The organism is Frigoribacterium sp. MEB024, from assembly GCF_000878135.1.
In the GTDB taxonomy this organism is placed as follows: Bacteria; Actinomycetota; Actinomycetes; order Actinomycetales; family Microbacteriaceae; genus Frigoribacterium.
Genome location: NZ_JXQZ01000025.1, coordinates 1 through 23544 on the forward strand (window position 1 = coordinate 1; position 23544 = coordinate 23544).

Here is a 23544-nt window from a genome sequence, read left to right on the forward strand (position 1 = left end):
CCGAGCGTCCGTCGCGCCGTCGTGGCTCGCGCCGCGCCTCCGACGCGTCCGTCGCCGCCGACGCCGCGCAGCCCGGCGCCTCGGTCGAGACCCCGGCCGCCGACGAGTCGACCTCCACCGAGACGGCCCCGTCCGCCTCCGCCGACGAGGTCGGCTCCGACCCGCAGGCCCAGACCGACCAGGCCCAGACGGACCAGCAGGGCGGAGACCAGCAGAACGGTGGCCAGCAGGGTGGTGGCCGTCGGAGCCGCAACCGCAACCGTGGCAAGGGCGGTCAGCAGCAGGCCCAGGCCGACCAGAACGGTGGCCAGCAGAACGGTGCACAGAAGGCCGACGCTCCGCAGAACGGCCAGCAGCGTGGCGGCCAGCAGCAGAACGGCCAGCTGCAGAACGGCCAGCAGCGCGGCGACGAGCAGCGCGCCGAGCAGCAGGCCCAGCGTGAGGCCGGCGAGAAGAACGACGCCGCCCGCGGTGAGCAGTCCGGCAACGGCCCCCAGTCCGGCGGTCAGAACGACGAGGGCGGCCGACAGGGCCGTGGCCGTCAGCGTGACCGCAAGCGTGGCCGTGGTGGCCAGAACGACGACGTCGAACCCGAGATCGGCGAGGACGACGTCCTCATTCCCGTCGCGGGCATCCTCGACGTCCTCGAGAACTACGCCTTCGTGCGCACCACGGGCTACCTGCCCGGTGCGAGCGACGTCTACGTCTCGCTCGGCCAGGTCAAGAAGTACCACCTGCGCAAGGGCGACGCGGTCGTCGGTGCCATCCGTCAGCCCCGCGAGGGCGACCAGGGCCAGGGGCGCCAGAAGTACAACGCGATCGTGCGGATCGACTCGATCAACGGCCAGCCCGTCGACGAGGCGGCCAAGCGCGTCGAGTTCAGCAAGCTGACCCCGCTCTACCCGCAGGAGCGCCTCCGACTCGAGACCGAGCCCCAGAAGCTCTCGACCCGCATCATCGACCTCGTGTCGCCGATCGGCAAGGGGCAGCGCGGCCTCATCGTCTCGCCGCCCAAGGCGGGCAAGACCCTCGTGCTGCAGTCGATCGCCAACGCCATCGCGATCAACAACCCCGAGGTGCACCTCATGGTCGTGCTCGTCGACGAGCGCCCCGAAGAGGTCACCGACATGCAGCGCACGGTCAAGGGCGAGGTCATCGCCTCGACCTTCGACCGCCCCGCCGAAGACCACACGACGGTCGCCGAGCTGGCCATCGAGCGCGCCAAGCGCCTCGTCGAGCTGGGCCACGACGTCGTCGTGCTGCTCGACTCGATCACGCGTCTCGGTCGTGCGTACAACCTGGCCGCACCCGCGTCGGGCCGCATCCTCTCGGGTGGCGTCGACTCGTCGGCCCTCTACCCGCCGAAGCGCTTCTTCGGCGCGGCGCGCAACATCGAGAACGGTGGCTCGCTGACCATCCTCGCGACCGCTCTCGTCGAGACCGGTTCGAAGATGGACGAGGTCATCTTCGAGGAGTTCAAGGGCACCGGCAACATGGAGCTCCGCCTGTCGCGCCACCTGGCCGACAAGCGCATCTTCCCCGCCGTGGACGTCAACGCCTCGGGCACGCGTCGTGAAGAGATGCTGCTCAGCCCCGACGAGGTCAAGATCACCTGGCGCCTGCGCCGGGCCCTGGCCGGACTCGACCAGCAGCAGGCCCTCGAGATCGTCCTGCGCAACCTGCGCGAGACGCAGTCGAACGTCGAGTTCCTCGTCCAGGTCCAGAAGTCGGTCCCCGCCTCGAACGGACACGACTCCGGCCACAAGGAGCACTGAGCGTGTTCGAGTCGGTGGCCGTGCTGCTGGCCGAGCACGACGACCTGCAGACGCAGCTCAGCGATCCGGCCGTCCACGCCGACGCCGCACGCGCCAAGAAGATCAACCGCCGCTACGCCGAGCTCAGCCGCATCGTGGCTGCCCACTCGGCGTGGCAGCAGGCGGGTGAGGACCTCGAGGCCGCCCGTGAGCTCGCGAAAGAGGACGAGGCGTTCGCCGACGAGGTCCCCGGCCTCGAGCAGGCGCTCGACGAGTGCCAGGAACGCCTGCGGCGCCTCCTGATCCCGCGCGACCCGGACGACGGGCGCGACGTGATCATGGAGATCAAGGGCGGCGAGGGCGGGGCCGAGAGCGCCCTGTTCGCGGCGGACCTGCTGCGCATGTACCTGCACTACGCCGAGTCGAAGGGCTGGAAGTCCGAGATGATCGCGAGCGACGACTCCGACCTCGGCGGCTACAAGAACGTGCAGGTGGCACTCAAGTCGAACGCGTCCGACCCGTCGCAGGGCGTCTGGGCCCACCTCAAGTACGAGGGCGGTGTGCACCGCGTGCAGCGGGTGCCGGCGACCGAGTCGCAGGGGCGCATCCACACCTCGACCACGGGCGTGCTCGTGTTCCCCGAGGTCGACGAGCCCGAAGAGGTCGACATCAACCAGAACGACCTCAAGATCGACGTCTACCGGTCGAGCGGCCCTGGCGGACAGTCGGTCAACACGACCGACTCCGCCGTCCGCATCACGCACCTGCCCACGGGCATCGTGGTCGCGATGCAGAACGAGAAGAGCCAGCTGCAGAACCGCGAGGCCGGCATGCGCGTCCTGCGGGCCCGCATCCTGGCCCGTCAGCAAGAAGAGCAGGCGGCCATCGCGTCGGACGCCCGCAAGAGTCAGATCCGGGGCATGGACCGGTCGGAGCGCATCCGCACCTACAACTTCCCCGAGAACCGAATCGCCGACCACCGCACCGGCTACAAGGCGTACAACCTCGACGCGGTCATGGACGGTGCGCTCGGCCCGGTGGTCGACTCGTGCATCCAGGCCGACGAAGAGGCGCGTCTCGCCGAGATCGGCGACACCGCGTCGTGAGCGACGCGATCGCCACGGCCTTCGAGGGCGTGACGACGGTCGACGCCGGCCTCTGGGTCGCGTCGGCCGTCCTCGCCGACGCCGGGGTGCCGTCGCCCGACGTCGACGCCGAACTCCTGCTCGCCCACGTCACGGGCCTGGCCAGGGGAGTTGTCCGGGCGAGGGCCGTCACCGCGTCGCCCTTGACGACGGACGAGCAGGAGGCGCTGGTCGCCGCGATCACGCGCCGTGCCTCCCGCGAGCCCCTGCAGCACATCACGGGGCGGGCGTCCTTCCGGCACCTCGAGCTGCACGTGGGGCCCGGCGTCTTCGTCCCCCGGCCCGAGACCGAAGGCGTCGCCCAGCTCGCGATCGACGCTCTCCGTGCCGTTCCGGACGCGTCGCCCGTCGCCGTCGATCTCGGAACCGGCAGCGGGGCCCTCGCGTTGGCGATGGCTTCCGAGGTGCCGACGGCCACCGTCGTCGCCGTCGAGCTCTCTCCCGACGCGGCGGTGTGGACGCGTCGCAACATCGCCGCGGTGGGTGTCGACAACGTGCGACTCGTCGAGGGCGACCTCACCGACGCCGTGCCCGAACTCGATGCCACGGTCTCGGTCGTGGTGTCGAACCCGCCGTACGTGCCCGTCGGCATGGTCCCGCGCGACCCCGAGGTGCGCCTCCACGATCCTGCCCTCGCCCTGTACGGCGGCGAGGACGGCCTCGACCTCGTCCGGGCTCTGTCCCTCACCGCCCGACGGCTGCTACGCCCCGGGGGAGCGCTCGTCATCGAGCACGGCGAGCTCCAAGGAGGCGCGATCCGCGACCTCCTGACGGCCGACGGATGGCGCTCCCCGGCCACGCACCCCGACCTCACCGGTCGCGACCGGGCCACGACGGCGGTGCGCTGACCGGGTTCTCCCGGTCCGTCGCACTATCATCGTCAGGTCATGGCCACTTTTCACGACTGCTCCGTCGACTCCGAACTGCTCGCCGGCATGCGCATGGCGCGCGGTGCCGTCGGGCGAGGCGAGCTCGTCGTCCTGCCGACCGACACCGTGTACGGCGTCGCGGCCGACGCGTTCGATCCGACCGCCGTGCAGCGCCTGCTCGACGCCAAGGGCCGAGGCCGTCAGTCACCGCCTCCGGTGTTGATCAAGGGGCAAGAGACCCTCGCCGCGCTCACCGACCGAGTGCCCGAGGTCGTCCGTCCGCTGCTCGACGAGTTCTGGCCCGGCCCGCTCACGGTCATCTTCCGCGCGCAGGCGTCGCTCAGCTGGGATCTCGGCGAGACGCGCGGCACCGTCGCCCTGCGCGTGCCGAGTCACCGCATCGCCCTCGAGTTGCTCGAAGAGACCGGCCCCCTCGCGGTGTCGAGTGCGAACCTCACCGGCCGCCCCGCGGCCGAGTCGGCGGGCGACGCGCGCCGCATGCTCGGCGACTCGGTGTCGGTCTACCTCGACGACGGCGCCGCGGGCACGACGTACGAACACCGGCCCGGCGCCAACACGGGGTCGACGATCGTCGATGCCACGGGCGGTGCCGACGGGGTGCTGCGCATCGTGCGCCACGGCGTCCTGTCCGACGCCGACATCATCCGCGTCGTCGGGGTCGACGCCCTCGCGTGAGGTACTACCTCCTCGCGCTGGCGATCTCGGCGGCGGTCAGCTTCGTGCTGTCCGTCGTGGTGTGGCGGGTGGGCCTCAAGTACCGCCTCTATCCCAAGATCCGCGAGCGTGACGTCCACCAGACGCCGACGCCACGACTCGGGGGCATCGCGATGTGGGCCGGCATCGTCGTCGCGCTCCTCGCGGCGTGGTTCGTCTTCCCGCTGATCTCGGGAGTCGACTACTTCCGTCTCGTCTTCGCCGACGCAGGCCCCCCGTTGGCCATCATCGGCGCCGCCACGATCATCGTCGTCATCGGAGTCGTCGACGACCTGTACGACCTCGACTGGATGACCAAGCTGGCGGGTCAGATCATCGCCGCCGGCGTGCTCGCCTGGCAGGGCGTGCAACTCGTCTCGCTGCCCATCGGGGGCAGCCTGGCCATCGGCTCGCCGTACATGTCCCTCGTGCTCACGGTCCTGACGATCGTCCTCGTGATGAACGCCGTGAACTTCATCGACGGTCTCGACGGCCTCGTCGCCGGGGTCGCCATCATCGCCAACGGCGTCTTCTTCGTCTACAGCTTCGTCATCTCGATCACCATCGGCCAGACGGAGTACTTCAACCTCGCGGCCCTGCTCTCGGCCGTGCTGATCGGGGCCTGTCTCGGCTTCCTGCCGCTGAACTGGCACCCGGCCAAGCTCTTCATGGGCGACGCGGGTGCGCTGCTCACCGGCCTCGTCATGGCGACGAGCGCGATCTCGGTCACCGGGCAGATCGACCCGGCCGGGATCTCCCGGACGGCCCTGCTGCCGGCCTTCATCCCGATCATCCTGCCCTTCGCGATCCTCGTCGTGCCGTTGCTCGACTTCGGCCTGGCCGTCCTCCGGCGACTGAGCGCCGGCAAGTCCCCGTTCACGGCCGATCGCAAGCACCTGCACCACCGCCTGCTCGACATGGGTCACTCCCACTTCCAAGCCGTCCTGATCTTCTACGCCTGGACCCTCGTGGCGGCCGTCGGGGGATTGATGTTCCTCTTCGTGAAACCGACCTACCTGGTCGCCGTGTTCCTCGGTGTCGGCCTGGTCGCCTGCACGGCTGCCACGTTGTCTCCGCTCAGCCGGCGCAAGAAGGTCGAGATCGCGGTCCAGACGACCCGCACGGGCGACCTGTCGACGACGGAGTCGGACCGGTTCGATCCGCTCGACGCCGCCGCGGACGTCCTCGACCCGCACGACACCGACACCGCGGCCAAGGCCGTCGTGCCCGAACTGACGAACCCGAAGGACCCCGCATGAACGCCAGCTCGATCTTCACCCAGATCCTGAAGTACACGGGCGTGCTCGCCCTCGTCATCGCCGTCGTCGGAGGGGGGCTCGGTTACTTCTTCGCCGGCACGGACGGCCTGTGGAGCGCCCTGGTCGGGGTGGGGCTCGCGATCCTCTTCGCCGCGATCACGGCCGCGAGCATGCTGGTGGCGATCCGTTTCACGCTCGGGGCGTTCTTCGGAATCGTGATGGGCGCCTGGTTGCTCAAGCTGGTCATCTTCATCGTGTTGCTGGTCGCGTTGCGCGACCAGCCGTTCGTGAACGACGTGGTGCTCTTCCTGGCCCTCGTCGTCTCGATCATCGGCACGCTGGCCGTCGACGCCCTCGTGGTCGTCCGGGGGCGCCTGTCGTACGTGAGCGACGCCGCGCTGCCCCCCGCTCCGCAGGACTGACGACCATGCGTGCACACGGTGAAAATACCTCGACCGATTCGTGGAAGCTCCCATTACCTTGATAGGGTTGACGACGTTCCCCGGCCGCGTCTCCAGCGTGCACGGATGACAAACCCCACCAATCGTCGCGACACTTCAGGGTGCTCGCCCCGACACAGGAGATAGCGCTGATAGCGAACGCTGTGAACCTGCTCTCCGCTGCCGAAGCCGGCCACGGGGACGGGGGATTCCACGCCCCGACTCTTGACGAGTTCTTCCCTCCCGCCATCTTCTTCGAGGGCACCCCCTTCGAGCTGAACCGCATCATGCTGGTCCGCCTCTTCGCGATCGCCGTCATGTTGCTGCTGTTCTGGCTGGCCCTGCGCAAGGGGCGGCTCATCCCGTCCCGCGGGCAGAGCATCGCAGAGCTGGGCCTCGACTTCGTCCGCATCCAGATCGTCGAGGAGATCCTCGGCGAGAAGCTCGGACGCAAATACCTGCCGTTGCTGGCCGCCATGTTCTTCGGCATCTTCGCCATGAACATCACGGGCATCATCCCCGGCCTCAACATCGCGGGCACGTCGGTCATCGCCATGCCCCTGCTGTTGGCGGTCGTGGCGTACATCATGTTCATCTACGCGGGTTTCCGTGAGGCCGGCGGCGCGACGTTCCTGCGCAACGCCCTCTTCCCGCCCGGTGTGCCGTGGGTCATGTACATCCTCTTGACGCCCATCGAGTTCATCAACATCTTCATCGTGCGGCCGATCTCCCTGGCCCTCCGACTCCTGTTGAACATGATGGTCGGCCACCTCTTGCTGGTGCTCTGCTTCGCGGCGACGCACTTCTTCTTCTTCAGCATGAGCGGGGGCTTCATGGCCTTCGGTGCTCTCACCCTCATCGGTGGCTTCGTGATGACCATCGTCGAGATGGCCGTCGCCGTGCTGCAGGCCTACGTCTTCACGCTCCTCGCCTCGGTCTACATCCAACAGGCCGCGGCGAAAGAACACTAAATACAGACGAAGCACGTCATCCGACGTGCATCGCCCAACCGGAAGGAAACACAAGTGGACACCACCACGATCCTCGCTGAGATCAACGGCAACATCGCGACCGTCGGCTACGGCCTCGCTGCGATCGGCCCCGGCATCGGCATCGGCATCGTCGCGGGCAAGACCGTCGAGGCCATGGCCCGCCAGCCCGAGCTGGCCGGCCGCCTGCAGGTCACGATGTTCCTCGGCATCGCGTTCACCGAGCTGCTGGGCTTCATCGGCCTCGCCGCCGGCTTCATCTTCTCCTGATCAGTTAGGACGACACACCGATGATCGAGACGATCCTCGCGGCCGAGGGTGGTGCGCCCCAGGGCGCCGCCATCTTCTTCCCCGCTGGTTACGACATCCTCTGGTCCTTGGTCGTCTTCGTGGTCATCGCCGCGTTCTTCGGGCTCTTCGCGATCCCCAAGTTCCGCAGGATCCTCGACGAGCGTGCCGAGCGCATCGAAGGTGGCATCAAGCACGCCGAGGCCGCACAGGCCGAGGCTGCCAAGGCCCTCGACGAATACAAGAAGCAGCTGGCCGACGCTCGTGCCGAGGCCGCTCGCATCCGTGAGGCTGCGCGCGCCGAGGGCAACGAGATCATCGCCGAGCTCAAGCAGCAGGCGCAGGCCGATGCCGACCGCATCACCGCCTCCGCCCACGCGCAGATCGAGGCCGAGCGGCAGGCCGCCGTGGCGTCGCTCCGGTCCGAAGTCGGATCGCTGGCCATCGACCTCGCCTCCGGCGTCATCGGTGAGTCGCTGAGCGACGATGCCAAGGCCTCGGCCGTGGTCGACCGCTTCCTGGCCGAGCTCGAGGCGGACGAGAACGCTAAGGCGGGCCACTGACGATGGGTTCCATGTCCCGAGAAGCACTCGGTTCGGCGCGGTCGGTCTTGTCCGACCTCGGCGGGTCGGTCGACCTGACGACCGGCGAGCAGTTGCTCGACGCCGGTCGGGTCATCGGCGGCTCCGTTCAGCTGCAGTCGTATCTCGCCGACCCCGCTGTCGACGTGGCGACGAAGAAGCAGCTGCTCGACCGGCTCTTCGGGTCGTTCTCCGAGTCGACGCGAGCCGTGCTCGTGTCGGTCGTCGGCAGCCGCTGGTCCTCGTCCGACGATCTGCTCGCCGGCATCGAAGAGGTCGCCTTCCGGGCGATCGCGACGACCACCCCGGCCGACAGCAGCATCGAGAACGAGCTGTTCGCGTTCGACGCGGCCGTCCGCACCGATGCCCAGCTCGAATTGGCCATCGGCTCCAAGCTGGGCGACCCCGCCTCCAAGGCGGACCTCGTCGAGCGTCTCCTGGGCGGCAAGGCCAGTCGCCAGACCGTCGTCATCGTCGTGCACCTGGTGCAGCAGCCTCGTGGGCGTCGGATCGGTGAGCTCCTGCGTCACGCGGCCGACATCGTCGCCGACCAGTCCGACCAGCTCGTCGCCACCGTCACGAGCGCCGTCCGCCTCGACGATGCCCACGTCACTCGACTGCAGCACGGCTTGGCCAAGCAGTTCGGGCGTAGCCTGCGCATCAACCAGGTCATCGATCCCGCCGTCGTCGGCGGTCTCCGGGTCCAGGTGGGCGACGAGGTCATCGACGGCACCGTCGCGACCAAGCTCAGCCTGCTCCGCCTGCAGCTCGCCGGCTAGTCACGCTCTCACACACAGACTCGAGGCCTCCCGAAGCCTCGCTACGAATAGGAATCACAATGGCAGACATCAAGATCAGCCCGGATGAGATTCGCGACGCGCTGAAGGACTTCGTCTCGTCGTACGACCCGTCGAAGGCCTCGACCACCGAGGTCGGCCACGTCACGGACGCAGCCGACGGCATCGCGCACGTCGAGGGTCTCCCCGGCGTCATGGCCAACGAGCTCATCCGCTTCGCGGACGGCACGCAGGGTCTGGCCCAGAACCTCGACGAGGACGAGATCGGCGCCATCGTGCTCGGCGAATTCTCCGGCATCGAAGAGGGCATGGAGGTCACCCGCACGGGTGAGGTCCTGTCCGTCCCCGTCGGTGACGGCTACCTGGGTCGCGTCGTCGACCCGTTGGGTGCTCCCATCGACGGTCTCGGCGACATCGCCACCGAAGGTCGCCGCGCCCTCGAGCTGCAGGCTCCTGGTGTCATGCAGCGCAAGTCGGTCCACGAGCCCATGCAGACCGGCATCAAGGCGATCGACGCCATGATCCCCGTCGGCCGTGGCCAGCGTCAGCTCATCATCGGTGACCGCCAGACCGGCAAGACGGCCATCGCGATCGACACCATCATCAACCAGAAGGCCAACTGGGAGTCCGGCGACGAGAACAAGCAGGTTCGCTGCATCTACGTCGCCATCGGCCAGAAGGGCTCGACGATCGCCTCGGTCAAGGGTGCCCTCGAAGAGGCCGGAGCGATGGAGTACACGACGATCGTCGCGGCTCCCGCCTCGGACCCCGCCGGCTTCAAGTACCTCGCCCCGTACACCGGTTCGGCCATCGGTCAGCACTGGATGTACAGCGGCAAGCACGTCCTCATCATCTTCGACGACCTGTCGAAGCAGGCCGAGGCCTACCGTGCCGTCTCGCTCCTCCTGCGTCGCCCGCCGGGACGTGAGGCGTACCCCGGAGACGTCTTCTACCTGCACTCGCGTCTCCTCGAGCGTTGCGCCAAGCTGTCCGACGAGTTGGGTGCCGGTTCCATGACGGGTCTCCCCATCATCGAGACCAAGGCCAACGACGTGTCGGCGTACATCCCGACCAACGTCATCTCGATCACCGACGGCCAGATCTTCCTGCAGTCCGACCTCTTCAACGCCAACCAGCGTCCCGCGGTCGATGTCGGCATCTCGGTGTCCCGCGTCGGCGGTGACGCTCAGGTCAAGTCGATCAAGAAGGTCTCGGGCACGCTGAAGCTCGAACTCGCCCAGTACCGCTCGCTCGAGGCGTTCGCGATGTTCGCGTCCGACCTCGACGCGGCGAGCCGTCGACAGCTCGCACGGGGTGCTCGTCTGACCGAGCTCCTCAAGCAGCCGCAGTACTCGCCGTACCCGGTCGAGGACCAGGTCGTCTCGATCTGGGCCGGCACCAACGGCAAGCTCGACGAGGTCCCCGTGCCCGACATCCTGCGTTTCGAGCGAGAGCTGCTCGACTACATGGGCCGCAACACGTCCGTGCTGTCCGACCTCCGGGAGAAGAACGTCCTGTCGGACGAGATCGTCGCAGCTCTCGAGAGCGGAATCGACTCGTTCAAGCAGGAGTTCCAGACCGGTGAGGGCAAGCCCCTCGCCTCCGTGGGACGCGAAGAGTTCGAGGCCACCGACGCCGACGACGTCAACCAGGAGAAGATCGTCAAGACGAAGCGCTGACGCGCCCGTTCGACGTTCACGACTGACGAGACAACAGGAGAGTAATGGGAGCCCAACTCCGGGTCTACCGGCAGAGGATCCGCTCTGCGCAGACGACCAAGAAGGTCACTCGCGCGATGGAGCTCATCTCGGCCTCGCGCATCCAGAAGGCGCAGGCCCGGATGAAAGCCTCCGGGCCGTACTCGCGAGCCATCACACGCGCGGTGTCGGCCGTGGCGACGTTCTCGGACGTCGACCACGTGCTGACCACCGAGCCCGAGACGGTCGAGCGTGCCGCGATCGTCGTGTTCACGTCCGACCGCGGTCTCAACGGCGCGTTCAGCTCGAACACGTTGAAAGAGAGCGAACAGCTCGCACAGCTGTTGCGGAGCCAGGGCAAAGAGGTCGTCTACTACCTCGTGGGTCGCAAGGCCCAGGGATACTTCGCCTTCCGACGTCGTGACGCCGAGCAGGTGTGGACCGGCAACACCGATCAGCCCGAGTTCGCCACGGCGAAAGAGATCGGCGACGCGGTCGTGTCCAAGTTCCTCACCGAAGCGGCCGAAGGTGGCGTGGACGAGATCCACATCGTCTACAACCGTTTCGTGAACATGGTCAGCCAGGTCCCCGAGGTCGTTCGTCTGCTTCCCCTCGAGGTCGTCGAGGGCATCGAAGAGCCTGGTGAGGACGAGGTCCTGCCGCTGTACGACTTCGAACCCGATCCGACCGAGGTGCTCGACGCTCTGTTGCCGGTGTACATCGAGAGCCGCATCTTCAACGCCATGCTGCAGTCGGCCGCCTCCGAGCACGCCGCCCGTCAGAAGGCCATGAAGGCTGCCAGCGACAACGCCGACACCCTCATCCGCGACTTCACCCGTCTGGCCAACAACGCGCGTCAGGCCGAGATCACGCAGCAGATCTCCGAGATCGTGGGCGGCGCAGACGCCCTCGGATCGGCTAAGTAGAGCTCTGCACCACAGCATCATCATCCGAAGAGAGAGAAGCCATGACTGACACCGCAACCGCACCGGTCGCGACCGAGTCGGCTCCCGGCGTCGGGCGCATCGCCCGGGTCACGGGCCCCGTCGTCGACATCGAGTTCCCGCACGATGCCATCCCCGGCGTCTACAACGCGCTGACCACCAAGATCACCATCGGTGACACGACCACGCAGATCACGCTCGAGGTGGCCCAGCACCTCGGTGACGACCTCGTCCGTGCCATCGCCCTCAAGCCCACCGACGGCATCGTCCGCGGGCAAGAGGTCATCGACACCGGCGCCCCCATCTCCGTGCCCGTCGGCGACGTCACCAAGGGCAAGGTCTTCAGCGTCACGGGCGAGATCCTCAACCTCGAGGGTGACGAGACCGTCGAGATCACCGAGCGTTGGCCGATCCACCGCAAGCCCCCGAAGTTCGACCAGCTCGAGTCGAAGACGCAGCTGTTCGAGACGGGCATCAAGTCCATCGACCTCCTGACGCCCTACGTGCAGGGTGGCAAGATCGGCCTCTTCGGTGGTGCGGGCGTCGGCAAGACCGTCCTCATCCAAGAGATGATCCAGCGCGTCGCACAGGACCACGGTGGTGTGTCGGTGTTCGCCGGCGTCGGCGAGCGTACCCGTGAGGGCAACGACCTCATCGCCGAGATGGACGAGGCGGGCGTGTTCGACAAGACCGCCTTGGTCTTCGGCCAGATGGACGAGCCGCCGGGAACCCGTCTCCGCGTCGCGCTCTCGGCCCTCACCATGGCCGAGTACTTCCGTGACGTGCAGAAGCAGGACGTGCTGCTCTTCATCGACAACATCTTCCGCTTCACGCAGGCCGGTTCCGAGGTCTCGACCCTGCTCGGTCGCATGCCTTCTGCCGTGGGTTACCAGCCCAACCTCGCCGACGAGATGGGCGTCCTCCAGGAGCGCATCACCTCGACGCGTGGTCACTCGATCACCTCGCTGCAGGCGATCTACGTGCCGGCCGACGACTACACCGATCCGGCCCCCGCGACGACCTTCGCGCACCTCGACGCGACCACCGAGTTGTCGCGCGAGATCGCGTCGCAGGGTCTCTACCCCGCGATCGACCCGCTGACCTCGACCAGCCGCATCCTCGATCCCCGTTACCTGGGCCAGGCGCACTACGACACGGCCATCCGGGTCAAGGCCATCCTGCAGAAGAACAAAGAGCTGCAAGAGATCATCGCCATCCTCGGTGTCGACGAGCTGTCCGAAGAGGACAAGATCACGGTGTCGCGTGCCCGTCGCATCCAGCAGTTCCTCTCGCAGAACACGTACATGGCGAAGAAGTTCACCGGTGTCGAGGGATCGACCGTTCCGCTGAAGGACACCATCGAGTCCTTCACCGCGATCGCCGACGGCGAGTTCGACCACGTCGCCACGCAGGCCTTCTTCAACGTCGGTTCCATCTCGGACGTCGAAGAGAAGTGGGCTCAGATCCAGAAGGAGAACGGCTGATCGTGGCTGCTCTCACTGTCAGCGTCGTCTCGGCCGACCACGAGGTGTGGTCGGGCGAGGCGTCGTCGATCGTCGCTCGCACCGCCGAGGGTGAGATCGGAATCCTTCCCGGTCACGAGCCGATCCTCGCCATCCTGGCCTCAGGCCAGGTCAGGGTCCGGTTGTCCGACGGCACCACCGTCGAGGCGACCGCTGACGACGGCTTCCTCTCCGTCGAGAACGACACCGTGACGGTCGTCGCGCGCAACGCGCAGCTCAACTGATCACCAGCTGTCCGCACCACCGAGTTCGATGCTGTTCCTGCTGCCCCCGTCCGAGACCAAACTCGACGGGGGCAGCGTCGGTTCACGGCTCGACGTGGCGGCACTGTCCTTCGACGAACTCGAGGGCCCACGCCGCGCCTCCTTGGCTCTGCTCGACGAGATGTCGGCAGACGTCTCGGCCGCCGCCGTCGCCCTCAAGCTCGGGCCCACCCAGGCTCACGAGGTCGAGCGCAACCAGCTGGTGACCGTGTCGCCCACGATGCCCGCTCTGGCGCGCTACACGGGCGTCCTCTTCGACCCCCTCGATGTGGGGCTGCTCGGTGACGACGCATGGAACTGGGCCCACCGACACGTGGTGGTGCACTCGGCCCTGCTCGGGTTGCTCCGGGCCGGTGACGAGATCCCGGCCTATCGGCTGTCGCACGACTCCAAAGTGCCTGGGACATCGTTGAAGAAGCTCTGGCGCGGACCGGTGTCCGAGGTGCTGGCCGGCGTCGACGAACTCGTCGTCGACCTGCGATCGGAGGGATACGTCGGTCTCGGGCCGACGGGGCCCCGATCGACGTACGTCAGGGTCGTCTCGGATGCGGGCGACCGGCGTCGGGCCCTCAACCACTTCAACAAGAAGAGCAAGGGGTTGTTCGTCCGGGCGCTCCTGACGGATCGCCCCGAACTGCGCGACATCGGCGACCTGACGCACTGGGCCCACGGTCGGGGTTTCGTGCTCGAGCCAGGGGACGAGACGGTCCTCGTTGCCGAGTCTGTCCTCGCGGCCTCGGTCTGATCGCCGGGCGAACGACCGGTCCCGGCTCAGTCGAGCGGCACAGGACCGTCTCGGAACGCGATGCCCTCGTGCCGCAGGAGCCACTTCTTCGTCTCGACCCCCTCACCGACGGTGTATCCGGTGACGCCGCCCGTCCGGCCGAGCACGCGATGGCAGGGGACGAGCAGAGGAAGCGGGTTCGTCGCGACGGCTCCGCCGACGGCTCGACCCGCCCGGGGGTTGCCGAACGTCCCGCCGAGCCGTCCGTAGGTCGTGGCCCGACCCCACTCGACCTCGAGCAGAGCGGACCAGACCGAGCGCTGGAAGCTCGAACCCACCAGTCGGAACGGTAGGTCGAAGCGGGTGCGCACCCCCTCGAAGTAGCCGTCGACCTGTCGTCGGGCGGCGTCGAGGAGGCTGTCGGGCCGTTCGGGGTGATCGTCGTGGGGCAGCACACCGTCGCGCTCGATCGCCAGGCCCTCGACGGCGAAATGCCGGCTGACGATCTCGATGCGTCCGACGGGGGAGTCGAGCCGGACCAGTCCCGGCGGTTCGTCGTCGCCGGCTCGGCCGGGCGGCAGCGGGGGCACGAGGACGAGGTCGGTCATGGCGTCACGCTAGGGCCGGTGTCCGGGCCGCATGAGGGTGTCCGGCGCCGATGTGCGTCGATGGCATCCCGCCGAGCGTGGGGAGGAGACGTCGTGCGGCGCCACGCCGACGAGGTGTGGGTCGCGCCGCGCGCTAGCGTGGAGGTCGTGGTCGCCGACGCGCACCACGGCCCCCGGTGAGAGGAACGAGATGCCCGCCGAACATCGTCCAGACCCGTGGCACGAACTCCACGGCATCGACGACACCGTCGTCGGACGTCGCGCCCGTCCCTCGGGCCCCGCGGACGCGGACGACACCGTCCTCCGAGCGTCCCCTCCGGTGCCCGCGCCGACGGGCCGAGAGCCGAACGCGTCCGCCCGTCCCGCCCCGCGCCTCCACGGGGTGAGGGTGGCCGGGCAGGACCTGCTGCTCGACTCGCCCGTCGTGGTCGGGCGCCGGCCCGCCGGGCCGCGCCTCGGGTCGGGGCCCGTCCCACGGCTGGTGACGGTGCCGTCTCCCCGCCACGAGGTCTCGGGCGCCCACGTCGACGTGCGCCAGCAAGGAGGCATCGTCGTGGTCACCGACCTGCGTTCGACGAACGGGACCCGGGTGACCGAGCCCGGACGCGTTCCCGTGGTTCTGCGGCAAGGCGAGTCGCTCGTCGCGCGTGCAGGCACGATAGTGGACGTAGGTGACGGGAACCTTCTCGAGATCCTGCCTCCCCAGCGCATCATCCCGACGAAAGAACCCCTCCTGTGACAGAGCTCGGACGCCCCACGACCGCCCACGCCCTCGGCCTCGACGGCCCGGGACTCACCTTCGACTGGGCGGGGGTGACCGACGTGGGTCGTCGCCGAGCCCACAACGAGGACAGCTACCTCGCCGCGGCCCCGCTCTTCGTCGTCGCGGACGGCATGGGCGGACACAGCGCCGGCGACGTGGCCAGCGACGCGGTCGTGCGCCGCATGAGCGAGATCGCGTCCCGACCGTTCGCCACGACGGACGACGTCGAGACGGCTCTGCGCGTCGCCACCGAGGACATCGCCGTCGCGGCGGCCGACACCGAGCTCGGGGTCGGCACGACGGCCACCGGGGCGTTCCTGTCCCGCGAAGCAGACGGCGCCGAGGTCGACTTCACGGTCTTCAACGTGGGTGACTCGCGTGTGTACATGTTCGAGGACGGCCGCCTGCGCCAGGTCACCGTCGACCACTCCGTCGTCCAGGAGATGGTCGACGCCGGGCTCCTGCACGCGGACGACGCCGAGAAGCACCCCGACAGCAACGTCATCACCCGGGCGGTCGGGTTCGACGTCGATCCGCGACCGGATTACTGGCGGGTCCCCGCCCGGCCCGGCCTGCGCCTCCTGGTCTGCTCGGACGGCCTCACCAAAGAGCTGTCGGCGGACCGGATCGCCGAGGTGCTGGGCGGTGTCGAGGGTGCCGAGCAGGCGGCGACGGCCCTCGTGGAGGCCGCCGTCGAGGCGGGCGGGCGCGACAACGTGACGGCCCTCGTCGTGGACGTCCGCGGCGTCGAGACGCCGGACGCCGACTAAGCGCGACACGCATCCGCGGACGACCCGGCCCCCGAAGTGGGGGGAGTCGGCCTGTCCACAGGGGGGCCCACGGGCCTCTCGGGCGTCAGGGGCTCCCACGTAGAATGGCAGCGGTCGGACCGACGCCGACCAGCTCCACCCAGCCGACCCGGCATCGATCCCCAGAGGAGGCGACGTGGCTCGACGACTGCCTTCAGCGCCCCCCGTGCTGCCGGGATTCTCACACGTGCGCGTGCTGGGGTCGGGCGGCTTCGCCGACGTGTTCCTCTACGAACAGAACATGCCGCGCCGGCAGGTCGCGGTGAAGGTCATGCTCAGCGAGGTCGTGAACGACCAGGTCCGACAGATGTTCCAGGCCGAGGCGAACCTCATGGCCCAGCTCAGCGCACATCCGTCGATCCTCACGGTGTTCCAGGCCAGCGTCTCGGCCGACGGCCGCCCCTACCTGGTCATGGAACTCTGCTCCTCGTCGCTGAGCGAGCGGTACCGGCGCGACCGCATCCCCGTCGCGGACGTGCTGCGCATCGGCGTCAAGATCGGCAGCGCGGTCGAGACGGCCCACCGGCAGGGTGTCCTCCACCGCGACCTCAAACCGTCGAACATCCTCATGACGGCCTACGGCCATCCGGTGCTGTCCGACTTCGGCATCGCCGCGTCGCTCAGCGAGAGCGAGCCGCAAGAGGTCGTCGGCATGTCGATCCCGTGGTCGGCGCCCGAGGTCTTGCTCGACGAGACGAACGGCACGATCGAGTCCGAGGTGTGGTCGCTCGGCGCGACGGTGTATTCGTTGCTCGCGGGCCGGAGCCCGTTCGAGGTCCTCGGCGGTGACAAGAATGGCGCCTCCGACCTCATCGGTCGCATCGACAAGGCCAAGCTCGTGCCCACCGGTCGGACGGACGTCCCGCCCACGCTCGAGCGACTGCTCGCGCGGTCCATGTCGCGTCGCCCCGAGAACCGCCAGGCCAGCGTCCTCGAGTTCGTGCGCGAGCTCCAGCAGGTCGAGAGCGAGATCGGCGTCGTGCAGACGCCCATCGAGGTGGCCGTCGACGACTGGGCCCTCGCGACCGTGGCAGACCTCGAGGACAAGACGCGCCTCCGAGGGGTGACCCCGGTGCAGGCCTCCCGGCGTCGTCGCCGACGTCGGGCGACCGAGGCCCAGGTCCAGGCGCAGCACGGCGGTTCGTCGCAACAGAGCCGCGCGGTGCCCCGCAGCACGGGAACGCGCCCGGCGCGACGTCGGTCCGTGCTCGTCATGACCTGGGTCCTCGTGGCGGTGTCCGTCGTGGGCATCGGCCTGGCGGCCGCGGCGACGCTCGTGCTCGTCCGCTCGACGTCGACCGACATTCCCCGGGTGGCCGACGTCGCGTCGTCGAGCGACGGGTCCTCGGTGGTCTTCACCTGGAGCGATCCGGGGCTCCGGGCAGGTGACACCTACGTCATCTCGACCGGCGGGCAGACGAGCCAGCAGTCCGCCGACCGGTTCGTCGCCACCCCCGCCGACCCGGGTGACGAGGTCTGCATCACCGTCACCGTGAGCCGCGGTGGTTCGACCGGCCCGGCGAGCAACGAGAACTGCGCGACGGCGGGTCAGGGCTGATGGGACGGCTGCTCGATTGGGCTGCCCGTCGTCGATCCGCCGTGGTCACGGGCGTCGGAGTGGTCGCGGTGACCACGCTCGTGACGACGATCGCCGTGGCCAGCAACGGCTACGAGGCCCAGCGAGTAGACCTGTCCGACGGCACCGTCTGGGTGGCCAACGGCGAACGATCTGCGATCGGCCGGGCGAACACCGGCGTCCTGCAGCTCAACTCCGCCGTGCGCGGCACCGGTGCCGACCTCTCGGTGGCTCAGCGCGGGCAGGACGTCCTGCTCGTGGACCGCAGCAACGCCACGGTCGGCGTCGTCGACACCGCGACGGCCGAGGTCACCGAGAGCGTCCCGCTGCCTCCGGAATCACCCGACGTGTCGATCGCGGGCGACCGGGCGCTGGTCGTCTCGCAGGGCACGGGCGAGGTGTGGAGCCAACCGCTCTCCGACCTGTCGTCGTTCAGCACCGAGGTCGACCCCGATCTCAGCCTCGGCAAGGGCCTGGTCACCAGCGTCACGGCCGACGGGACCGTGGCCGCCTACTCGACCGACACCGGCCGGGTGTCGCTCTTCGACGGCACGGTGTCACCCGACGTCACCGAGACGCACGACGTGCCCGCCTCGTCGTCCGCCGGGTACCAGGTGGCCTCCGTGGGCAGCCACTGGGCCGTGCTCGACGCCGTCACCGGGGCCCTCGTCGTCGACGGACGGCAGGTCGACCTGTCCGACCGGGCGTCCGGCGGACTCGCCCTGCAGGCCGGGTCCGACACGGGCGACGCGGTCCTGGTCGCCACGTCCACCGGACTCCTGTCCGTGGCGATCGACTCGTCGCGGGTCACCGAGGTCGTCGGCGGACGCGAGGGCGAGCCCGCACGACCCGTGGTCGTCGGCGACTGCCGGTTCGCCGCCTGGGCGGGTGGTTCGGCGTGGAGCGACTGCGCATCGGCCCGCGGGGGAGTCCTCGACCTCGACCAGGTCGCCGGAGGCGCGGACCTCGTCTTCGACGTCAACGCGCGTCGGGTCGTGCTTAACGACCCGGCGACGGGGCGGTCGTGGGCCGTGCAGCGTTCCGGCCAGCTGATCGACAACTGGTCCGACCTCTTCCAAGAGGACCGCGACCAGGAGGAACAGCAGGAGAACGACGACGAGCAACCGCCCGAGCTCGATCTCGATCAGAAACCACCGGTCGCCGTCGACGACGCGTTCGGCGCGCGACCGGGTCGTGCGACCACCGTGCCCGTCCTGCTCAACGACTACGACCCGAACGGCGACCCGCTCGTGGTCGACGACGTGTCCCCGCTCGACGACTCCGTCGGCAGGCTCGACCTCGTCAACGACCGGCAGCAGGTGCTGCTCACCCTCACCGACTCGGCCTCGGGCGCGTTCACGTTCGACTACACGATCTCGGACGGTCGGGGCGGGCAGGCGAGTGCGACGGTCACCGTCACCGTGCGCCAGCCGTCCGAGAACTCGCCGCCGCAGCAGGCGCGCAGGACGACCGCGTCGGTGTCGTCGTCGGGGCGTGTCACCACCTCGGTCCTGGGCGACTGGGTCGATCCCGACGGCGACGCCTTCTATCTGACCTCGGCGGGTGGGGTGGCCGGGGTGTCGTACAAACCGTCGGGGGACGTCGTCTACCAGGACGCCGGCGCGGGCGACACGACCGTGGACGTCCCGTTGACCGTTTCGGACGGCCGTGACGAGGGGCGAGGGACGCTCTCGATCGATGTGATGGGGGCGGGCCAGGTCCCGCTCGAGGCCCTGCCGTTCTCTCAACAGGCCTACGCGGGCCAGCAGCTGACCGTGAGACCGCTGACCTACGCCCGGGGCGGTACGGGCACGATCAAGCTCAACAGCGTCCCGGCGAAGGACGACGTCACCGTCACACCGAACTACGAACAGGGCACGTTCCGGTTCCTCAGCGACACGCCGGGGACCCATCTCCTCGAGTACACCGTGACGGACGGCGACCAGACGGCGACCGGCACGGTACGGGTGGACGTCCAGTCCCCTCCGGACGCGGGCACGCCTCCGATCACGACGCCCAAGACGATCTTCGTCGAGACGCTGGGCACGCAGACGCTCGACGTCGTGGCCACGGATCGCGACCCGGCCAACAACGTCCTCATGCTCACGGCGACCGACGCCGTACCCGCCTCGTCGGGGGTCAGGGTCGAGACCCTCGACCAGCGCTACGCCCGCATCACGCTCGCGGCTCCGCTCGACGACGGGCCGGTCACCTTCGGCTACACCGTCAGCAACGGCCTCGCCTCGGCCACCGGCACGGTGACGGTGGTCGAGATCCCGCGCCGGGCGATCACCCAGCCCCCGATCGCGACCGACGACCAGGTGACCGTCCGGGTGGGGGACTCGATCGACATCGACGTCCTCGCGAACGACGAGCAGCCGGACGGCGACGAACTGACGCTGGTGCCGCGACTCGAGAGCGACGTCCCGGCCGGCAGCGGGTTGTTGTTCGCGTCGGGCAACCGTCTGCGGTACCTGGCCCCCTCCACCCCGGGCAACGTCACGGCGACGTACACCGTCGAAGGTCCGGACGGACAGCGGGCGTCCGCCCAGGTCGCCATCGCGGTCCGCGAGGTCGACGCCGGCAGCAACGCGGCCCCCGCGCCCCAGTCGGTGACGGCGCGCGTGGTCGCCGGCGAGACCGTCCGCGTCGGCGTCCCCCTCGACGGGATCGATCCCGACGGCGACTCGGTCCAGCTGCTCGGGGTGGGCACGAACCCCGAGAAGGGCAGCGTGGCGACGGTCGGCACCGACTACGTCGAGTACCAGGCGAACGCCAGCTCGGCGGGCACCGACAGCTTCACGTACACGGTCGTCGACGGGTTGGGGGCCCGGGCGACCGGCACGGTCCGCGTGGGCATCTCGACCCGCGCCGACGGGTCGCGCAACCCCATCGCCGTCGCGGACGCGGTCACCATGCGACCAGGGGGTTCCATCACCGTCCGGGTGCTCGACAACGACTCCGACCCCGACGGAGGCACGTTGTCCGTCGACGCGGTCGAGCCGAACGGCGACGGCGTCGTCGCCAAGGTCGTCTCGGGGACGATGGTGTCGGTGACGCCCCCCGAGACACCGGGCACGTACGGCCTCGTCTACACCGTGTCGAACGAACGCGGTGGTCAGAGCTCGACCTTCGTCACCGTGACGGTCGACCCGGATGCGCCGCTGAACTACCCTCTCGCCGACGACACGGTGCTCGGACTCAGCGACATCGCCGGTCGGCAGACCGTGACGGTCAACCCGCTGACGAACGTGTTCTTCTCCGACGGCAGCACGTCCCAGCTCGACCTCGGACTGGCTCCGGGCTTCGGCTCGACCGCCGAGGTGACGCCGAACTCGCGCGTGACCGTCCGCATCACCGACTCGAGCCAGATCGTCCCGTTCTCCGTCTCGAGGAAGGACGACCCGGGCATCCGCGCCTACGCGTTCATCGTCGTGCCCGGGTTCGACGACGCCCTTCCCCAGGTCGACCGGACCGTCCGTCCGATCACGGTCGAGAGCGAGAAGGCCGTCACCATCGACCTCGACCGATACGTCATCTCGGCCGGTACCAACGGCGTCCGACTGACCGACCCCGGAACGGTCCGGGCGACGAACTCGAACGGTGACGATCTCGTCGTCGACGACACGACCCTCCGCTTCACGTCGGCCGACCTGTTCTCGGGCACGGCCTCGATCTCGTTCCAGGTGACCGACGGCCGCTCGGCCGACGACCCGGACGGACGGACGGCGTCGCTCGTGCTGCCCATCACGGTGACGTCGCGAGAGAACCAACCGCCCGTCTTCAACGGCGCCTCGGTCGACCTCGAACCGGGCCAGTCCCGCACACTCGACCTCGCCAGGCTCACCACGTATCCGTATCCGGACGACGTCGACGAGCTCAGCTACTCCATCGAGCAGAGCGGTGCGGCGGGCTTCGGCTACGACCTGTCGGGGTCCAAGCTCACGGTGTCGGCGGATGCGGGGGCCGCCAAGGGGACGAGCAGGTCGCTGCCCGTCGCCGTCAGCGACGCACTCAATCCGGGCCGGAGCGGTGCCGTCACCCTGTCCGTGGTGGGATCGACCCGACCCCTCGCCCAACCGGCGGCCGACCGTGCCGTCGTCAAGCGCGGGGCGTCGACCACGGTCGACGTGCTGCAGAACGACCAGGCCACGAACCCCTTCCCCGGCCAGGCGCTCCGGGTGGTGGCCATCAGGGGGCTGAACGGGTCGTCCGTCCCGGCCGGTGTCTCCATCACGCCGAGTGGTGACAACCGCAGTCTCGCCGTCTCGGTCGCGGCCTCCGCAGCCCCGGGCGACACGAACCTCCAGTACCAGGTGGCCGACGTCACGAACGACCCCGACCGCTACGTCTGGGGCACCGTCACCATCAGCGTGCAGGACGTTCCGAACGCCCCCAACGCACCGGTCCGATCGGGCACCTTCACGGGGGGACAGCTCACCCTCAGCTACACGGCACCCGCGGCCAACAACTCGCCCCTGACCGGCTACCGTCTGACCGGCACCGGCTCGGCCGGCGGTTCGTACTCCAGGGATTGCGGACTGGCCACCGTGTGCACCCTGACCGACCTCGACCCCGAGCAGACGTTCCGGTTCTCCGTGACCGCGGTCAACGGCATCGGCGAGTCGGCGGCCAGCGCTTCGAGCGCCCCGTACAGCGCCGACTACGTTCCCGCGGCACCGACCGGGGTGAGGGTCGTGCCGACCAGCACCGCCGGTGAGCTCCAGATCTCCTGGAACGCCGTTCCCAAGCCGAGCCCCGGCACCGCAGTCGTGGGCTACACGGTGGAGGGCACAGGCCAGAACGCACCGGCACGACGTGACACGACGTCGACGTCGACGGTCGTCGGCGGGCTCGTCCCCGGGCAGCCTTACACCTTCCGAGTCTTCGCCCGGAACGCCGCCCAGGTCACCAGTGACACCGACTGGGCGCGGAGCGACGCCGCGCAGGCCTCCGCTTTCGGTCCTCCCGGTCAGACGGCCCCGAACGCCGTGGTGCAGGCCGACGGTTCGATCAGGGTCTCGTGGTCGGATGCGTCGCCGGCCGGTTCCGCTCCCGTCACCTATTCCCTGTGGCGAAGCGAGGGCAACGTCGGGGGTACGGATTGTTCCCCGTCGCGGTCGCGACTCTCCTCGAACGCGTCCAGCCCCTCGGACGACAAGACGGCCGAGAACGGCAAGCGCTACACCTACTTCGTCTACGCGGACAACTCCGTCTTCTGCTCCGCCTCGGCGACGTCCGTCTCGAGCCTGCCCGGGAGGGCGCGCGGAACGGTCACCGTCGCGAACAGCGGACAGGACCGGTTCGACGTTCGGGTGACGGATCTCTCCGTCGAGGGTGACGCCGACGGTGTATTCTTCCAGGCGAAGTTCGGGGACAAGGACTGGGTGACCCCCTCGGCGGACGGTTACGTGACGTCACTCGCCGACTCGTCCGTCTACGGGCGCAACGCGTCGGTCGTCATCCGAGCCTGCCGAGCGACGAGTTGTTCCAACCAGAACTCGGAGGCGAGCGCCGGCGTCACCCCGCTCCAGACCGTCGGGGAGATCACCTCGTGCCAGCCCGCGGGAAGGCTGACCACCAACGATCCTCGAAACGCCGGCGGCAACACCTCCACCACGTTCGAGATCCAGTACAACGTGCCGATCCTCGGCATCACCAGTTGGCGGAACGCTTCGTCCGACGATCCGACGGCCGTGCCCGCCGACGCCGAGCAGGTCCGGATCAAAGCGACGGTCGTCCCGGCGAGCGGCGATCCGCAGACTGCCTCGGGCTGGGTCACGGCAAACTGTGGCTGACGC

General features: G+C 69.0%; 20 protein-coding genes. 19 read left to right on the forward strand and 1 reads right to left on the reverse strand.

Annotation, left to right across the window (positions count from 1 at the left end; all coding sequences use genetic code 11):
- The 15 genes from rho to SZ60_RS05820 form a co-directional block, all read left to right on the forward strand.
- A partial coding sequence (gene rho / locus SZ60_RS05750) for a transcription termination factor Rho (protein ID WP_052505192.1) occupies nt 1–1775 on the forward strand: 1775 nt, incomplete at its 5' end.
- A 2-nt stretch (nt 1776–1777) separates the two neighbouring features.
- Entirely contained in the window at nt 1778–2860 is a 1083-nt protein-coding gene (gene prfA, locus SZ60_RS05755) for a peptide chain release factor 1 (protein WP_043594497.1), read from the forward strand.
- 29 nt (nt 2861–2889) lie between these two features.
- Nucleotides 2890–3747: a peptide chain release factor N(5)-glutamine methyltransferase gene (gene prmC / locus SZ60_RS05760; RefSeq protein ID WP_231567061.1), complete on the forward strand. Its 858-nt coding sequence runs from the start codon at nt 2890–2892 to the stop codon at nt 3745–3747.
- 39 nt (nt 3748–3786) lie between these two features.
- Nucleotides 3787–4464, forward strand: a complete 678-nt coding sequence (locus SZ60_RS05765) for an L-threonylcarbamoyladenylate synthase (protein ID WP_043594499.1) — start codon at nt 3787–3789, stop codon at nt 4462–4464.
- Nucleotides 4461–5741, forward strand: a complete 1281-nt coding sequence (locus SZ60_RS05770) for an MraY family glycosyltransferase (protein WP_043594501.1) — start codon at nt 4461–4463, stop codon at nt 5739–5741. Before SZ60_RS05765 ends, SZ60_RS05770 begins: the two co-directional genes overlap by 4 nt.
- Entirely contained in the window at nt 5738–6163 is a 426-nt protein-coding gene (locus SZ60_RS05775) for a hypothetical protein (protein ID WP_043594502.1), read from the forward strand. The genes SZ60_RS05770 and SZ60_RS05775 overlap by 4 nt, the downstream gene beginning before the upstream one ends.
- A gap of 182 nt (nt 6164–6345) precedes the next feature.
- Entirely contained in the window at nt 6346–7152 is an 807-nt protein-coding gene (atpB, locus tag SZ60_RS05780; RefSeq protein WP_043594504.1) for a F0F1 ATP synthase subunit A, read from the forward strand.
- Nucleotides 7153–7206: 54 nt separating this feature from the next.
- The gene (atpE, locus tag SZ60_RS05785; protein ID WP_043594505.1) at nt 7207–7440 is read left to right on the forward strand and encodes an ATP synthase F0 subunit C; all 234 of its coding nucleotides are present in this window, start codon (nt 7207–7209) and stop codon (nt 7438–7440) included.
- Between the two features lie 20 nt (nt 7441–7460).
- Nucleotides 7461–8021, forward strand: coding sequence for a F0F1 ATP synthase subunit B (locus SZ60_RS05790; RefSeq protein ID WP_043594506.1), 561 nt, complete (start codon nt 7461–7463; stop codon nt 8019–8021).
- Between the two features lie 2 nt (nt 8022–8023).
- Nucleotides 8024–8818, forward strand: coding sequence for a F0F1 ATP synthase subunit delta (locus tag SZ60_RS05795; RefSeq protein WP_043594508.1), 795 nt, complete (start codon nt 8024–8026; stop codon nt 8816–8818).
- A gap of 59 nt (nt 8819–8877) precedes the next feature.
- Nucleotides 8878–10515, forward strand: coding sequence for a F0F1 ATP synthase subunit alpha (gene atpA, locus SZ60_RS05800; protein ID WP_043594509.1), 1638 nt, complete (start codon nt 8878–8880; stop codon nt 10513–10515).
- A 44-nt stretch (nt 10516–10559) separates the two neighbouring features.
- Nucleotides 10560–11459 carry a F0F1 ATP synthase subunit gamma gene (locus SZ60_RS05805; protein ID WP_043594511.1) on the forward strand — a complete coding sequence of 300 codons (900 nt, stop codon included), beginning with the start codon at nt 10560–10562 and terminating at the stop codon, nt 11457–11459.
- 41 nt (nt 11460–11500) lie between these two features.
- Nucleotides 11501–12961, forward strand: a complete 1461-nt coding sequence (atpD, locus tag SZ60_RS05810; protein ID WP_043594513.1) for a F0F1 ATP synthase subunit beta — start codon at nt 11501–11503, stop codon at nt 12959–12961.
- A 2-nt stretch (nt 12962–12963) separates the two neighbouring features.
- Nucleotides 12964–13224 (forward strand): F0F1 ATP synthase subunit epsilon, encoded by a 261-nt coding sequence (locus SZ60_RS05815; protein WP_043594515.1) that lies wholly within the window; start codon nt 12964–12966, stop codon nt 13222–13224.
- A 28-nt stretch (nt 13225–13252) separates the two neighbouring features.
- Nucleotides 13253–14008 (forward strand): YaaA family protein, encoded by a 756-nt coding sequence (locus SZ60_RS05820; RefSeq protein WP_043594516.1) that lies wholly within the window; start codon nt 13253–13255, stop codon nt 14006–14008.
- Between the two features lie 26 nt (nt 14009–14034).
- Here the strand turns inward: SZ60_RS05820 and SZ60_RS05825 are convergent, their stop codons facing one another.
- Complete coding sequence (locus SZ60_RS05825; protein WP_082059908.1) at nt 14035–14595, reverse strand: methylated-DNA--[protein]-cysteine S-methyltransferase; 561 nt, start codon at nt 14593–14595, stop codon at nt 14035–14037.
- Nucleotides 14596–14785: 190 nt separating this feature from the next.
- Between SZ60_RS05825 and SZ60_RS05830 the strand changes: the two genes are divergently transcribed.
- The 4 genes from SZ60_RS05830 to SZ60_RS05845 all read left to right on the forward strand — a co-directional run bounded on the left by SZ60_RS05830 (nt 14786) and on the right by SZ60_RS05845 (nt 23541).
- Nucleotides 14786–15334: an FHA domain-containing protein gene (locus tag SZ60_RS05830; RefSeq protein ID WP_043594518.1), complete on the forward strand. Its 549-nt coding sequence runs from the start codon at nt 14786–14788 to the stop codon at nt 15332–15334.
- Nucleotides 15331–16128, forward strand: coding sequence for a PP2C family serine/threonine-protein phosphatase (locus SZ60_RS05835; protein WP_043594520.1), 798 nt, complete (start codon nt 15331–15333; stop codon nt 16126–16128). Before SZ60_RS05830 ends, SZ60_RS05835 begins: the two co-directional genes overlap by 4 nt.
- Before the next feature lie 175 nt (nt 16129–16303).
- Nucleotides 16304–17725, forward strand: a complete 1422-nt coding sequence (locus SZ60_RS05840) for a serine/threonine-protein kinase (RefSeq protein WP_043594521.1) — start codon at nt 16304–16306, stop codon at nt 17723–17725.
- A 68-nt stretch (nt 17726–17793) separates the two neighbouring features.
- Nucleotides 17794–23541, forward strand: a complete 5748-nt coding sequence (locus SZ60_RS05845; protein ID WP_156155504.1) for a tandem-95 repeat protein — start codon at nt 17794–17796, stop codon at nt 23539–23541.
- Nucleotides 23542–23544: the final 3 nt, after the last annotated feature.